The sequence below is a fragment of the Flavobacterium sp. MDT1-60 genome (assembly GCF_014844035.1).
GTDB lineage: Bacteria > Bacteroidota > Bacteroidia > Flavobacteriales > Flavobacteriaceae > Flavobacterium.
The window spans coordinates 5,057,740-5,072,711 of the sequence record NZ_CP062159.1 but is presented as its reverse complement, the minus strand read 5'-3'; the positions used below and the strand labels follow the sequence as shown (position 1 = coordinate 5,072,711).

Sequence of the window (14,972 nt, the reverse complement as noted above, 5' to 3'; positions counted from 1 at the left end):
TTGTTATTTAGTTTAATAAGTTGCTCAGAAGATAGCGTAATACATGACGATGTTGCTAGTCAAGAAACGTCAATGAATATTAATCTTAATTCTCAAAAAAGTAATATTACGGGGAAAGATGTAAAGCGCGGAACGCTTCCAGTTACTGTTAACGCGGTTGTGATTAAAGTTCAGCCTTGGAGTTCAGGACAAATTGATCAAAGCAGGGTTGCAAGTACTTTTAATTTCGGTATCGTTTCAGATAATAATGTCGGTGCTGCTGATGGATTTGAGATAAGAAATTTTAGTACAGGAATTTCAAGAATATTTGTTACGGCTAATTCTGGCATTGGAGAAGAATATGTTTATGGTAACTGGACAGGGGAATCCAGCACTTCATCTGTAAATGATTTATTTATAAAATGGGAAGTAAAGTCGGCTGCGGTTAATTATATATCTACTGCACAAACTATAGATGTAGTAGCAGGAGTAAACACTCCGGTTTCATTTACATTACTGCCAACAAATGGTCGCGTAATATCAGTGTTTCAATTATCGAATGAATTAAAGAGCTGGAATTATACCGCTAAAGTTCAAACGAAATATGAGGGAGGTAGCGGTACAGGATTGATAAATGTTGATAAAACTCATAATGGTTTAACCCATCTTGATGGTTATTACGCTTCCCATGGTGCACCATTAAAACATATCGTTAGTATTTTTGATGATAAAGGGGAAAAAGTTGCTGAATATGCTGTCGCAGTAAATATAACAAATGGTGAAAGCACTAATACTATATTTACAATACTTTCTGATCAAATACCTGCAGCTAATAAGTTGCAAACGACGATATTAGTGCCTGATTTTAAATCGCCATTACCAAGCGAGAAAGATATTTAATTGGCTTAAATTGATTAGGTTTTATATATTCAATTTTAGCAAATTTGCATCTATATTTAGAAAAGTCCCGAGTAATTCGGGATTTTTTTATGCTTGATTTCAAATTTACAAAAAATGTCTTTCATGTAATTGTCATATTATTTGAATAAATGTAAAAACTACAATTAAACCTTTTGTGTTTTTTATAGTCTTAACTATTCTAACTAACCAATTTATGACCAGGATTTATTCATTTTTACTGTTTTTTCTTTTTTGTTTTGCCGCCAATGCCCAGAACGATATTATTGTTAAAGGGACTGTAGTTGATATCAATACGCAACTGCCTCTTGAGCTTGCTACCGTTTATTTTACTACTGTAAAAGATTCTACTATAATAGAATATGCTACTACAGATAAAAATGGTGTTTTTAGAATAAACACCAAAAAATATGACAAACCTGTTTTGCTAAAAATAAACTATGTAGGTTATCAGCCGTATATTGAAGAGCAAAAAGGACTTTTAGAAAGCAAAGATTTTGGAAAGTTATATGTCCTTGAAAATGTCAATGCATTAGATAATGTTGTAATTAAAACTGCTGCTCCACCTATTACAATGAAAAAAGATACATTGGAATTTAACGCTGCTTCATATAAAGTGCGCCCGGATTCTAATGTGGAGACTTTACTAAAACAATTACCAGGAGTTGATGTTGATAATGACGGAAAAGTGACCGTAAATGGGCGGGAAGTAACACAGTTTCTTGTCAACGGAAAAACATTTTTTGATAAAGATGGGGCTTTGCTTCTGAAAAATTTACCTGCCGACATTATAAAAAAAATTCAGGTTTCAGATTTTAAGTCTAAGAAAGAGGAGCTGGCCAAACAAGAATCTACTTCAGATTATTCGTCAATTAACCTGACTATTGATGAGAAAAAAAACAAAGGCTATTTTGGAAAAATATTAGGAGGCTACGGTTCTGACGATCGGTATGAAAGTAGTCTGATTATGAACTTCTTCAATAATAAACGGAAGATAAGTGTTTTAGGGTCTTCCAATAATATAAATTCAACCGGTTTTGCTCAGGATGAAGTTTTTGATAATATGGGTGGCGGAAGAAATAATAGCAATAGAAATAGCGGTTCTGCGGGTAACGGAAAAGGAATTACACAATCTAATTTGTTTGGTGTTAATTATACAGATGACTGGAGTGAAAAATTAGCAGCTATGGGAAGCTACAATTTTGCCAATACGATTAATAAAAACGAAAGTAAATCGAATCAGCTTAGTTTTTTGCCAACAGGAAATATTATCACCGAATCTGATGCAAAAACAAGAAATGAAAATACGGGCAACAAAGCCAATTTCGAATTAGAATATAAAATAGACCCGACTACGAGACTTGTTGTGGCTCCAAAATTAAATCAGTCACGATCAAATAGTGATTCATCTTCGTCTACTTCTTCAGTAGATGAAAATGGTGATGCTTTGAACAAAAGCACAGCTAAATCATACAATGAGAGTAAGAATACGAGCTTTGCCAACACGATCAATTTTAATAAAGTATTTAAGAAAAAAAACCGTAATCTAAGTTTTGTTTTTGATAACAATAATTCAAACACTGAATCGGATGGATGGAATCAATCTCAAACTATTTTTTATCAGGATAGTAAACCGGATGATTTGAGAAATCAGAATACTAAAAACAGTAACACAAGTGATTCTTATTCGGCAGATATTGAATATACAGAGCCTATTACAGATTCTTTACGCATAAGATTTGGATCTGATTTTGACTGGAAAAGCGAAGTTAAAGATCAAAAAACATTTGATTTTGATGCTGCTTCACAATCGTATTCTGATCTGAATGAATCGCTGAGTACGTACACAACTTCCAGACAAAATTCGGTTAGCCCTAAAGTGGGAGTTACTTTGCAAAAAAATAAATTCACTTTAAATCTGGACTCTAAAACGTCTATTGTTGGCTTTGATAACTATTCGTTGTACTTAGGAAAAGAAACTGAATTAAATAAGAAATATGCTTTGCCTTTTGCAACCGCACAATTTCGATATAAATTCAGCCGATCAAAAAACCTGACTCTAAAATACGATTATTCAAGCACGCTTCCGGCAGCAAATTACTTAATGCCGATTGCCAATTTAACGAATCCATTGAATACGATTATAGGTAATCCGAATTTAGATCCTGTAGAGAAAAATACAGTAAACTTTAATTTCAGAAATTTTGATTTCAGAACACGTTCAGGTTATAGTTTTATGGCTAAAGGTGATTATTACAGTAATGATATTTATGCGACATCTGTGTATGATGATAGTGGTAAAAGAACAACATCTTACATAAATATATCGGGAACTTATACAGTTTCGGTTGGTGCCAACTGGAGTCAGTCTATAAAAAGAGATGCCCATGTTTTAAGATATGGTTTAGCGCTTAATGGTAGTTATTCTTTTGATAAAGGTTTTACTAACGCCGTGATGTACAATGCAAAATCTACGGCTATTACTCCAAAGGTATATATGACTTATGAATATGGAGAAGTGCTTACCATTTCGCCATCTTATAGTCTGTCTTATAATGAGACTAAATATGAAAATTACAACAGAGACGCGAGTTCAAATGTACTTCATAGAATCAATTTGCAAACGACATCGTATTGGCCGGCAAATCTAATTTTCGGAAATGATTTTAGCTATAGTTACAATTCTAATATTTCAGACGACTTCAAAAAGGATTTCTATTTGTGGAATACCAGTTTGTCTTATGGTTTTTTTGATAAAAAACTTTATGCCAAAGTAAAAGTTTACGATGTTTTGAATCAAAACCAAAGTGCTACCAGAACGATTTCGGCAACTTCTATTCGTGATGAGGAAAATACAGTTCTAAAAAGATATGTGATGTTTTCTCTGGCTTATAAAATTGGAAATTTTTCTGCTAAAGAAAAAGGACAAAGAAGAAGAGGCGGAGGAGAGCGTCAAGGAGGAGAAGAATAGGTTTTAAACTCTAAAGTAATCCCGAAGCTTCGGGACTAAATCTCCAAAATAAAAGTTATTTTTGGTTGAATATTTTTTTCTTGGATAGTTTACTAAATAGTATGCTATTATAGATTTGATTTTTGGGATTGGTCCCGAAGCTTCGGGATTATTTTGGAATTTTTATTTATTCGTTTTTCGATCAATTCTGTGGTAAAGTGTAAAACGAATAATATCACGATCATAAAAATCAACACCGCTGGCACGTCGTTGAAAACTTTTCAAATAACCCACTTCTAAACCAATATTAGGATTAAAATGATAACGTAATGCAGCGTAAAGTCTATTTTGATCAAAAGTATTTCTTTTGTTGTCTTTTCCGAAATTAAGAAGGATTTCATCAGAAATAGTACCTTTTAAACTTCGTTTTTCTTTTTTCCAAAGATCAAAAGTGGATTGTAATCGATATCGGAATCGGAAAGAAAAAGAGAAATCATCCAGCAATTCCGTTTTAGTAGCTTTCTGAATAAAGCGTTCTTCTAACTGAAAACGATTGTGGAAAGTGATTTTCGCAATATCATTAATTAGCGTTATGTCTTGCTGACCGCGATATTCGGGAATTGAATAATCAGGATCAATATGCGGATCTTGTGTATTGGTACTAAAAAAAGCAAATCCTCCCCCTAAATCGACCAGTTTAGTAGCGCGATATCTTCCCTGAACTCTTATTACAAAAAGATTTTCGTGAACAGGATTCAAAAAACTACGGTTGTCAAATTCGGAGTGAAGGGCCCATTTCTCAGTTAAGGGTAAAATATTATAATAACGAATCCAGGTCAGGGTTTGCTGGTCGATATTTCTCTTTGTTTGAGAAAAACCAATTTGACTTATAAGACCAAAAAAGAAAAATATTCTGAGAATTTTCATTTATATAAATTCAGGTTGCGAATATATATAAATCAAAATGTATTTATCGAAGAATAAAATGGGTTTAAAATTCTTTTTTGTGATTATAAAAAAAGCGAGGCAAGTTTAAGAACCTATCTCGCTTTGTATTTCAATTAATTTCTTATAATGAATATTTCAATGTAACTCCATAAGTTCTTTGATCTCCGATTACACCAGCATATTGTCCTGTGTTTCCTCCTGCAGGTAATAATTGTTCGTAATAATCTTTGTTTAATAAGTTACGTCCCCAGAAGTGAATAGATAATCCCTGAGAAGCACGGAAACCTAAACGAGCATTAAAAATTGTATAACCCGGGACTACCAAATATTTTGAAGCAGAAGGGCTTGATGAAAATTCAGAACGTGCGTAAGAATCAAGAGCTAAGAAAATTTTACCAGCATTACCAAAGAATTTGGCATTGTCAGAAAGCTCTCCGCCTAAAGATCCTGCCCATCTTGATGCACCAGGCAAATCAGTTCCTGAAACATCTTTATAAGCTACGGCTGCTCCGGTTTCTTCTAACGGAAGTGGTGCATTTGTAAACTTAACATAAGTACCCTCAGTATAAGTTGCAGCAGCATTTACAGTTAAATGTTGGCTGAATACAAAACTTGCATCTAATTCTGCACCTCTTACACGAACTTTGTCAGCATTCGCAAGATAACCACGGTTCACACCTAATTCAGCTGCCTGAACGTTAGTTTGGAAATCTTTAATTTCTGTATTGAAGAAAGCTAAATTGAATATTGAATTTCTAAAAGGAGAAGTTTTTACTCCAACTTCATAATGATTTACTTTTTCGGGTCTAATTACCGCAAGATCAAGCAAAGGTTGTCCTTTTGAATCTGTTGGTAATCCAGCAACGTTTACACCAACTGGTTTGTAACTTTTAGCATAAGTTGCATAAGCGTTAATTTTATCAGATGCTTTAAAGGTCAAAGTTAAATTTCCTGAAAAATCTGTATTATCAGTACTAGAGTCAAACGCCTGATCAGAGTACACTAGTTTTTTCAAAGCAAGTAATGCAGGATCTGTTGTTTGAAGACCTCCGTATGTTGTACGGGCATAATGCGCGTCTTTTTTATCGAAGTTATATCTTAAACCTGGTAAAATATGTAAACGATCTGTAATAGCCCAGTCTAATTGACCAAATACTGCCGCACTGGATGCTCTGATATTTGCATCCGTTTTGATTCCGTATCCTTCAAAAAGACCCGGAGTTTTCCATAAGTTACTGGTTGTACTTTGTGCAAATCTCCATTGTGCGTTTCCGGATTCTTCTGTACCATCTGTTTGAGAAGTCTGATCGATGAAGAATACACCTGCAACTCCGCTTATTTTTGATGTTAACTGACCAGCATAACGAACCTCTTGCGTGATCTGAGTTTGTCTCGTTGGATTTTGTGATTTAGCTAATACTTGCAATCCTGTAAAATCTCTGTCATTCGATGGATCCCAATTCCAGAATCTCCAAGCTGTTGTTGAGGTAAGTGTTCCGCCTCCAATTTTGGTGTCAATATTAAGAGAAATACCTCCCATATCTTGTCCTGAACGCCATGGAGTATCGTGATCAATTTTACGATCAAATGCATTTAAACTTGGCAATTGATAATTTAAATCTTTAACAATAGCATCAAACTGACGATAAGCAGCTCTTTGAGTAGGAGCAACTCCTGCTACAACCTGTGCATATCCGTCCGGACGTTGTGTTGTAATATCTGCTGCTAAAATAATATTTGTATTTACTGTTGGAGTCCAAAGCAATTGACCTCTGATTCCCTGATTGTTTAAGGTATTAGTTGGTCTTCCTGTAACAACATTATCGATTAAACCGTCACGTTGTGTTCCTGAAAAAGACAAACGCCCTGCCACTTTTTTACCTAAAGCTCCAGTAACCGAAGCTTTTGCTTGTAAAAAGTTATAGTTTCCGTAACTTACTTCAAAATCAGCTCCTGAGGTGAAGCTCGGTTTGCGAGTGGTAATGTTAAATGCTCCTGAAGTTGTGTTTTTACCAAATAAAGATCCTTGTGGTCCACGTAATACTTCGATTTGCTCTACATCAATAAAATCTAGTGTTGTAGCAGCCGGACGAGCATAATAAACACCATCAACATAAAAGCCAACACCCGGATCGATTCCGTCATTTGTAAGTCCAAATGGAGAACCAAGACTACGAATATTAATTCCGGTATTTCTTGGGTTTGATGAATATAGCTGAACTGATGGCACTAATTCTTTAATACGATTCACATTAAAAGCTCCGGTTTGTTCCGCCTGTTTTCCTGTGATAACAGAAATTGCGATTGGCACATCCTGAACTTTTTCGATACGACGTCTTGAAGAAACCACAACTTCTACAAGTTCATTTTCTTCTTTTAATGTTACCAATAATGGAGTTGCCGGAATAGCGTTAAGTTCTATTTCAGTAGTTTTATAACCAACATATTGAACTAGAATTGTTACTGGAAGTTTCCCTTTAGTATCGATTGAGAATTTCCCGCTTGGATCTGTAGTAGTGCTGAAGGTTGTCCCTTTGATAACAACATTAACTGCTTCTAATGGAATGTTTTCTGTAGTTGATACGACACCTTCAATATTTTGTGCGTAAGATGTTGTAAAGGCTAATAGTAAAAAGATACTTGTAAGTGATATTTTATATAGATTTTTCATTTTTATATTAAGTATATGTAATTAGTAGAATTTAAATTAAATTTTTTTACCAACACATGCACATCATAAATGAATTGTTTTTCACAGTTGTGAATTGACTATAATTGTTTTGCAAAAGATTTTTTGTTACACCTGATTTACTGGAATGTACTTTCATGGGTTAAAAATTTGTAAATGATTTGTTAATTATTTTTGGCAAATATATACAAATTCTATTAAACCTATAGGGTTTAGGAAATATTTTTTTATTTCTTCACTAATGAAGCTATAGTAATCCCTTCCATTGCCTTCAAAGTTTTGTCTCTTATAAGAAGCAAACCGTGACGCAGACTGCATTCTGACTCCGTTTTACAATCGGAACAAGGTTCATAAAAATTTAAAGATGCACAAGGTAGAAGTGCAATTGCACCGTCAAATAAACGGTGAATTTCGGCCAAAGTAATCTCATTTTTGGATTTTATCAGATAATAACCGCCAAATTTTCCTTGCTTGCTACTCACAAAACGTCCTCGTTTTAGATCCAATAAAATTTGCTCTAAAAACTTTTTAGGAATGTTGGCGCCATCAGCAATTTCTATCGTTCTTGAAATGTGATTTTCGTCTTGTTCTGCTAAATAAAGTAAGGCCTTAAGGGCGTATTTTGCTTTATGTGATAACATCTATTTTTAATTATGAATTATAAATTGTGAATTATTAATTTTAAAACTGAAAACTGTCACTGAATACTGCGACTTGTTTTACCAGCCTCCGCTAGAACCTCCGCCTGAGAATCCACCTCCGCCAAATCCTCCACCGAAGCCACCGCCTCCGCCACCAAAACCACCTCCGGATGATCCTCCGCCGAAACCACCAAAGCCGCCTCCACCGCTTCTGCCAAGACTACTCAGTAGAATTACGTCCATCAGGCTAGGCCCGCCACCGCCATTGTTGCCGGAATTTCCTCCACCGCCTCTTTTATTTCGGGACAGTAAAATTAATACAATTACAACAATTACAATGAAAGGTAATATCGGAAAACTTTTTCCTTTGGATTGTTGTTTTCTTTCTCCTTTGAATTTTCCTTTAAAAACGTCAATTATAGCATCAGTACCTTTGTCAAGTCCGTTGTAAAAACTTCCTGCTTTGAATTCTGGAATAATAATATTTCGGATTATGGTTCCGCCAATTCCCGCCGTTAAACGGTCTTCAACTCCATATCCGGGATTAATAGCAATTTTTTTCTCGTTTTTTGCCAATAAAATTACAACACCATTATCGTCTTTTGCAGTTCCTCCAATTCCCCAGGTTTGTCCCCATTTTGTAGCCAACTGACTAACATCTTCTCCTTTTAAACTCTCAATAGTTATAATAACGATCTGAGTCGTGGTAGAATCTGAATAGCGAACTAGTTTTTCTTCCAGTTGTGCTTTTTCAGTAGCACTTAAAATATTGGCATAATCATAAACAGAAGTCTGTAAACTTGGTTTCTCTGGAATTGTAAACTGAGCAAAAATGCAATTGGTGGTAAAAAAGGCTATTAAGAGAAAGGACAATGTAAAAATTCCTTTTGACTTTGATATTTTGTTTTGGAAAATTTTCATTATTTATCCTTTTGAGATTTCGTTAGATAATTCATTGATGTCTTCATCAGACCACGGAAAGTATTTTTTCAATTGTTCACCGGCGTTTAATATCCCGTCAACAATTCCTTGCTTAAAATTTCCTGCTTTAAATTGTGCTGTCATTGCGTCTTTGGTACAATCCCAAAAATCATCTGCAACAGCATCATTTATACCTTTGTCACCACAAATGGCAAAGGTTTTGTCTTCAACAGCAAAATAAAATAAAACACCATTTTGTAATTGGGTTTCATCCATTTTTAATTCATGAAAAAGTTCTAAAGCCCTATCAAGAGGAGCTTTAGAACTTGTTTTTTCTATATGTACTCTAATTTCTCCAGAAGTATTTTTTTCGGCCACGCGAATAGCTTCAACAATTATTTGTTCCTCTTCTTTGGATAAAAAATCTTCTACTTTTGACATTGGAGTTATTTTAGATATTAGATTTCAGATTTTAGATTCCAGACTAAACGGAAATCTAAAATCATCAACCAAAAATATTATTTTTTTAGAATTTTACTTCCACTGGTTTGTCTGCTCCTGTAGAAGCTTCAAAATATGGTTTTTCTTTAAGACCATACATTCCAGCTAATATATTTCTTGGAAAAGTATTAATGTTATTGTTATAAGGTTTAACAGCTTCATTAAAACGGGTTCTAGCTGTTAAGATTTGATTTTCTGTACTCGCTAGTTCGTCCTGTAATTTCAAGAAGTTTTCATTTGCTTTCAGGTTTGGATATTGCTCAACACTAACCAATAATTTAGATAATGAAGAGGAAACTCCGGATTGTGCTGAATTAAATGCAGCTAATTGTTCTGGAGTAACGTTTGATGGGTCAATTGTAATTCCAGTGGCCTTAGCACGAGCTTCAATTACAGCTGTTAGAGTGCTTTTTTCATGTTCAGCATATCCCTTTACAGTGCTAACTATATTTGGGATAAGATCATTTCTCCTTTGATATGCAGTGTTAACATTTCCCCAACTTTCTTTCACTTCCTGATCGAGAGTTACTGCTTTATTATAAATTCCAGAAGCCCACATGTATATTCCAATAATAACAACAGCTCCAATAATCCAAGGCAAAAATCTTTTCATGTGTATTTAATTTAAGTTTGTTTCTAATTTTTAATAAATATACTATAATTCGTTCTTAATTTCGTTTAATTGTGTTTTTATGGTCTCTAATTTACGTATTATTTCGAATTTATCTAATGTTTTCTTTTGTCCTTCTTTCAAATGTGTTTTGGCACCTTCTAAAGTAAAACCTCTTTCTTTAACCAAATGATAGATTAGTTGCAGGTTGATAATGTCTTCCGGTGTAAACATTCTGTTGCCCTTGGCATTCTTTTTTGGTTTTAAAATATCAAATTCACTATCCCAAAACCGTATCAATGACGCATTGACATTAAAAGCTTTGGCTACTTCGCCAATGCTGTAATATCTTTTATCCTTTGAAAGCTCAATATGCATGTTTTTTAATTTTCTATTTTATTCCAAAAATAACACTTTTTAAAGTATTAATCTAATGACTGGTTTTCCTGGTTTGCCATTTGTGAAATCGCGACATATTCTACAGCTGAAATATTGCCATAATAGAAATTCAGCGGATTCACGACTTTTCCATCTTTATGCACCTCATAATGACAATGTGGACCTTCAGATCTTCCGGTACTTCCCACATACCCAATAACATCACCTCTTTTTACTTTTTGTCCGGGTCTGCAGTTATATTTGCTCAAATGTGCGTACAAACTTTCGTAGCCAAAACCATGCCTGATTACGACATGATTTCCAAATCCGGAAGCCGAATTATCAGCTCTTGCTACAACACCATCGCCTGTTGCATAAACCGGAGAACCTGTATTGGCGGTAAAGTCCATACCATTGTGCATTTTTCGTACTTTCGTGAAAGGATCAATTCTGTATCCAAATCCGGAAGCAACACGTTTTAAATTCTCATTCTGAACAGGCTGAATAGCCGGAATTGCCAATAATAAATTCCCTTTTACACTCGCTAATTTCAAAATTTCGTCCAATGATTTCGATTGAATCGCCAATTCTTTCGAAAGTTTGTCAATTCGTTTTGTGGTATTCAAAACCAATTGCGAATTGTTATAACCTTCTAAGTCTTTATATCTTTTCGGATCTCTAAAACCAGCTTTTCTGATAGAATCCGGAATTTCGGTTTTATTGAAATAAACCCTGTAAATGTTATTGTCCCGGTCTTCCAAAGCTTCAGTTACAGCATCAATTTCATCCATTTTTTTATTCAAAATGGCATATTGCAATTTCAAATTTTCAATTTCACGTGCCTGTAAACGATCTTTTGGCGTTTCAAAAAAAGGAGTATTAATTAAAAGAACAAAAACCATGAAACCAAACAGCGCTGAGGCCAACAAAAACAGCAACGCATAACCAATTTTTGCTCTTTTTCTGGTTTTTATTTTTGTATAAGCCAGATTTTCTGAGTCGTAATAATATTTTACTTTCGCCATATTTTAAAATACCCTATTTTTGCAGCTTGTAAAATAAGTTAGTCGAACAAATTTAGTAAATGTTTCAGTTGTTGACTGCTTTTTTTCAAGAATAAAATAATTAGATAATGTGTCAATTTGATAATTAGATAATGTATTAAAAACGGAATTTGTTGTTTTAAATTTTACAGTTTTTAATTAAAAATTTAATGGTCAGATTTTCAGATTGATGAATTATCTAATTGACACATTTTCAAATTATCTCATTAATAAACATGAAATCACAAGACGTACGTAAACAATTTTTAGACTTTTTTAAAAGCAATGGACACCTAATTGTTCCATCGGCTCCTATCGTTCTTAAAGACGATCCAACACTTATGTTCAATAATTCGGGAATGGCCCAGTTTAAAGAATATTTTTTAGGAAACGGAACTCCAAAAAGCCCAAGAATTGCCGATACACAAAAATGTCTTCGTGTTTCAGGAAAACATAATGATCTTGAAGATGTAGGTTTTGATACTTATCATCATACCATGTTTGAGATGTTGGGTAACTGGTCTTTTGGAGATTATTTCAAAAAAGAAGCCATCAACTGGGCATGGCAATTACTGACAGAAGTATATAAAATTCCAAAGGAAAATCTTTATGTTTCTGTTTTTGAAGGAAGCAAAGAAGATAATGTACCTTTTGATCAGGAAGCCTGGGATATCTGGAAAACATTAATCGATGAAGACCGAATTATCCTTGGAAATAAAAAAGATAATTTCTGGGAAATGGGAGATCAGGGACCATGCGGACCTTGTTCTGAAATTCATGTTGATTTACGTTCTGAAGAAGAAAAAGCACAAGTTTCAGGTAAAAGTTTAGTAAACAATGATCATCCGCAAGTAGTTGAAATCTGGAATAATGTATTCATGGAATTCAACCGTAAAGCTGATGGATCTTTAGAAAAACTTCCTGCACAACACGTTGATACAGGAATGGGATTTGAGCGTTTGTGTATGGCGTTGCAAGGTAAAACCTCAAATTATGATACCGATGTTTTCACCCCGCTTATCGAAAAACTAGAGCAAATTACAGGCTTAAAATATACTTCTGATGAAATAAAAAACATCAGTGAAGAACAAAATAAAACGAATATTGCCATTCGTGTTGTGGTGGATCACGTTCGTGCGGTTGCTTTTGCAATTGCTGACGGACAGTTGCCATCAAACACTGGAGCTGGTTATGTAATTCGTAGAATTTTACGTCGTGCGATTCGTTACGGATTTACTTTCCTAAATACAAAAGAACCTTTTATCAACAAATTGGTAGAAGTTTTAGCCAATCAAATGGGAGGATTTTTCCCTGAAATCAAAGCGCAGCAACAATTGGTTACGAATGTAATTCGTGAAGAAGAAGCATCATTCTTGAGAACTTTAGATCAGGGATTACAATTATTAGACAATGTAATTGCTCAAACTAAAGGTTCAGAAGTTTCAGGAGCAAAAGCTTTTGAATTGTATGATACTTTCGGTTTTCCTAAAGATTTAACAGCTTTGATTTTAAAAGAAAAAAATATGTCTTTTAATGAAGCTGAATTTGATGCATCAATGCAGGAACAAAAAAATCGTTCACGCGCTGCATCTGAAGTTTCGACGGAAGACTGGTCCGTTTTAATCCCGGGGAATGTAGAAACATTTGTTGGATATGATAAAACAGAAAATGAAGTAAAAATTACCAGAATTAGAAAAGTTGATTCTAAGAAAGACGGAATTCTTTACCAAATCGTTTTAGACAATACGCCATTTTATCCGGAAGGCGGAGGGCAGGTTGGAGATAAGGGAACTTTAGTTTCGGCAAACGAAACGATCGAAATCATTGACACTAAGAAAGAGAATAACTTGATTTTGCATTTTGCAAAACAATTGCCGGAAAATATTGAAGCTGGTTTTGTAGCAAAAGTAAATACCGATTTAAGAGGTTCAACTTCTAAAAATCACTCCGCTACGCATTTAATGCATTTGGCTTTGAGAAACCTTTTAGGAACTCACGTAGAGCAAAAAGGTTCATTGGTAAATCCGAACTATTTGCGTTTTGACTTTTCGCATTTCTCCAAAGTTTCAGAGGAAGAATTACGTCAGGTTGAAGAAAGTGTAAATGCGCAAATTGAAGCACAATTGCAATTGGTAGAACACAGAAATATTCCGATTAAAGAGGCATTAGATAAAGGCGCAATGGCTTTATTTGGAGAGAAATATGGAGATAATGTTCGTATGATTGAATTTGGTGAAAGTAAAGAACTTTGCGGTGGAATTCACGTGAAAAACACGGCAGAAATCTGGCATTTCAAAATTATTTCTGAAGGTGCAGTAGCGGCTGGAATTCGTCGTATTGAAGCGATTACAGGTGATGCGGTAAAAGAATTCTATCAAAATCAGGAGAATACTTTATCTGAAATAAAAGAAACATTAAAAAATCCACAGGATATTTTAAAATCAGTGGCTTCTTTGCAAGAAGATAATGCTAAATTGAAAAAACAGATTGAGCAGTTATTAAAAGAAAAAGTAGGTGCTTTAAAATCAGAATTGGAGAAAGATTTTCAAGAAATCAACGGAGTAAATTTCCTTGCAAAGCAAGTAGATTTAAGCATGGCATCGACTAAAGACTTGGCTTCTGTATTAGGAAGCTCAAAAGCAGATTCATTTGTGTTTTTAGCTTCTATAGAAGATGGCTTACCAAATATTCATTGTTATATCGCTAAAGAATTGGTTGCATCGAAAAGCTTAAATGCAAATGCAGTAATCAAAGAATTAGGAAAATACATTGAAGGAAATGGAGGAGGACAGCCTTTCTTCGCTTCTGGAAAAGGTAAAAACGCTGCTGGAATTGCGGAGGCTTTGGCTAAGACAGTTGAGTTTGTGAAGTAGCAGCTGTTTTTAATCTCGCAAAGACGCAGAGTCGCAAAGTTTTTTTTAAGCTTTGCGATTTTTTTATTTGTAAAATATTTATGTAGGTTTTTTCTTTAAATTTGTAAAAAAACAAAATGACAGAAAATGAAATTTCAGCTGTTGTAGTTGATGTTTGTTATAAAATACATGTAAAACTTGGACCAGGATTATTGGAGTCAGTATATGAGTCAATATTATATCATGAATTAATAAAAAGAGGGTTATCAGTGGAAAGACAGAAACAATTGCCTGTGCTTTGGGATGGAATTCAATTAGATATCGGGTTTAGATCTGATTTAATAGTAGAAAATAAAGTCATTTTGGAAATCAAATCAATCGAACAAATTACAGATATCCACGCAAAGCAAGTTTTAACTTATCTTAAAATTACAAAAATGAAATTAGGTTTACTAATAAACTTTAATGTACCGATCATTAAATTAGGGATCAAAAGAGTAGTTTCTAATCTTTAGGTATCTTAACTTAAAAACTTAAATTAT

The 14,972-nt window shown here is 34.1% G+C and carries 12 protein-coding genes; 4 read left to right on the top strand and 8 right to left on the bottom strand.

The features are described from left to right. Positions 1–72 precede the first annotated feature (72 nt). Entirely contained in the window at positions 73–879 is an 807-nt protein-coding gene (locus IHE43_RS21285; RefSeq protein WP_192185752.1) for a hypothetical protein, read from the top strand. Positions 880–1,093: 214 nt separating this feature from the next. Then, positions 1,094–3,868: an outer membrane beta-barrel protein gene (locus tag IHE43_RS21280; RefSeq protein WP_192185751.1), complete on the top strand. Its 2,775-nt coding sequence runs from the start codon at positions 1,094–1,096 to the stop codon at positions 3,866–3,868. Between the two features lie 162 nt (positions 3,869–4,030). Here IHE43_RS21280 and IHE43_RS21275 read toward each other — a convergent pair whose 3' ends face one another. The 8 genes from IHE43_RS21275 to IHE43_RS21240 form a co-directional block, all read right to left on the bottom strand. Then, positions 4,031–4,774, bottom strand: coding sequence for a DUF2490 domain-containing protein (locus tag IHE43_RS21275; RefSeq protein ID WP_192185750.1), 744 nt, complete (start codon positions 4,772–4,774; stop codon positions 4,031–4,033). Between the two features lie 142 nt (positions 4,775–4,916). Beyond that, complete coding sequence (locus IHE43_RS21270) at positions 4,917–7,466, bottom strand: TonB-dependent receptor (RefSeq protein ID WP_192185749.1); 2,550 nt, start codon at positions 7,464–7,466, stop codon at positions 4,917–4,919. 245 nt (positions 7,467–7,711) lie between these two features. Further along, a complete protein-coding gene (locus IHE43_RS21265) occupies positions 7,712–8,125 on the bottom strand; it encodes an Rrf2 family transcriptional regulator (protein ID WP_056195014.1) in 414 nt (137 codons plus the stop codon). Positions 8,126–8,203: 78 nt separating this feature from the next. Next, positions 8,204–9,046 carry a YgcG family protein gene (locus tag IHE43_RS21260; protein ID WP_192185748.1) on the bottom strand — a complete coding sequence of 281 codons (843 nt, stop codon included), beginning with the start codon at positions 9,044–9,046 and terminating at the stop codon, positions 8,204–8,206. A gap of 3 nt (positions 9,047–9,049) precedes the next feature. Continuing rightward, the gene (locus IHE43_RS21255; RefSeq protein WP_192185747.1) at positions 9,050–9,487 is read right to left on the bottom strand and encodes a TPM domain-containing protein; all 438 of its coding nucleotides are present in this window, start codon (positions 9,485–9,487) and stop codon (positions 9,050–9,052) included. Positions 9,488–9,572: 85 nt separating this feature from the next. Further along, entirely contained in the window at positions 9,573–10,160 is a 588-nt protein-coding gene (locus IHE43_RS21250) for a LemA family protein (protein WP_072975143.1), read from the bottom strand. Between the two features lie 42 nt (positions 10,161–10,202). Beyond that, entirely contained in the window at positions 10,203–10,535 is a 333-nt protein-coding gene (locus IHE43_RS21245) for a MerR family transcriptional regulator (RefSeq protein WP_192185746.1), read from the bottom strand. A 47-nt stretch (positions 10,536–10,582) separates the two neighbouring features. Then, positions 10,583–11,560: a peptidoglycan DD-metalloendopeptidase family protein gene (locus IHE43_RS21240; protein WP_192185745.1), complete on the bottom strand. Its 978-nt coding sequence runs from the start codon at positions 11,558–11,560 to the stop codon at positions 10,583–10,585. Positions 11,561–11,814: 254 nt separating this feature from the next. On the opposite strand from IHE43_RS21240, the gene alaS reads away from it, so the two are divergent. Both alaS and IHE43_RS21230 read left to right on the top strand, forming a co-directional pair. Further along, positions 11,815–14,451, top strand: a complete 2,637-nt coding sequence (gene alaS, locus IHE43_RS21235) for an alanine--tRNA ligase (RefSeq protein ID WP_192185744.1) — start codon at positions 11,815–11,817, stop codon at positions 14,449–14,451. Between the two features lie 116 nt (positions 14,452–14,567). Then, positions 14,568–14,945, top strand: a complete 378-nt coding sequence (locus tag IHE43_RS21230) for a GxxExxY protein (protein ID WP_192185743.1) — start codon at positions 14,568–14,570, stop codon at positions 14,943–14,945. Positions 14,946–14,972: the final 27 nt, after the last annotated feature.

Excerpts from the sequence above, each read along its gene's own strand:
- IHE43_RS21230 (WP_192185743.1), top strand. The coding sequence starts at position 14,568 with ATGACAGAAAATGAAATTTCAGCTGTTGTAGTTGATGTTTGTTATAAA.
- IHE43_RS21245 (WP_192185746.1), bottom strand. The coding sequence starts at position 10,535 with ATGCATATTGAGCTTTCAAAGGATAAAAGATATTACAGCATTGGCGAA.
- IHE43_RS21260 (WP_192185748.1), bottom strand. The coding sequence starts at position 9,046 with ATGAAAATTTTCCAAAACAAAATATCAAAGTCAAAAGGAATTTTTACA.
- IHE43_RS21250 (WP_072975143.1), bottom strand. The coding sequence starts at position 10,160 with ATGAAAAGATTTTTGCCTTGGATTATTGGAGCTGTTGTTATTATTGGA.
- alaS (WP_192185744.1), top strand. The coding sequence starts at position 11,815 with ATGAAATCACAAGACGTACGTAAACAATTTTTAGACTTTTTTAAAAGC.
- IHE43_RS21240 (WP_192185745.1), bottom strand. The coding sequence starts at position 11,560 with ATGGCGAAAGTAAAATATTATTACGACTCAGAAAATCTGGCTTATACA.
- IHE43_RS21265 (WP_056195014.1), bottom strand. The coding sequence starts at position 8,125 with ATGTTATCACATAAAGCAAAATACGCCCTTAAGGCCTTACTTTATTTA.
- IHE43_RS21255 (WP_192185747.1), bottom strand. The coding sequence starts at position 9,487 with ATGTCAAAAGTAGAAGATTTTTTATCCAAAGAAGAGGAACAAATAATT.
- IHE43_RS21280 (WP_192185751.1), top strand. The coding sequence starts at position 1,094 with ATGACCAGGATTTATTCATTTTTACTGTTTTTTCTTTTTTGTTTTGCC.
- IHE43_RS21285 (WP_192185752.1), top strand. The coding sequence starts at position 73 with ATGAATATTAATCTTAATTCTCAAAAAAGTAATATTACGGGGAAAGAT.
- IHE43_RS21275 (WP_192185750.1), bottom strand. The coding sequence starts at position 4,774 with ATGAAAATTCTCAGAATATTTTTCTTTTTTGGTCTTATAAGTCAAATT.
- IHE43_RS21270 (WP_192185749.1), bottom strand. The coding sequence starts at position 7,466 with ATGAAAAATCTATATAAAATATCACTTACAAGTATCTTTTTACTATTA.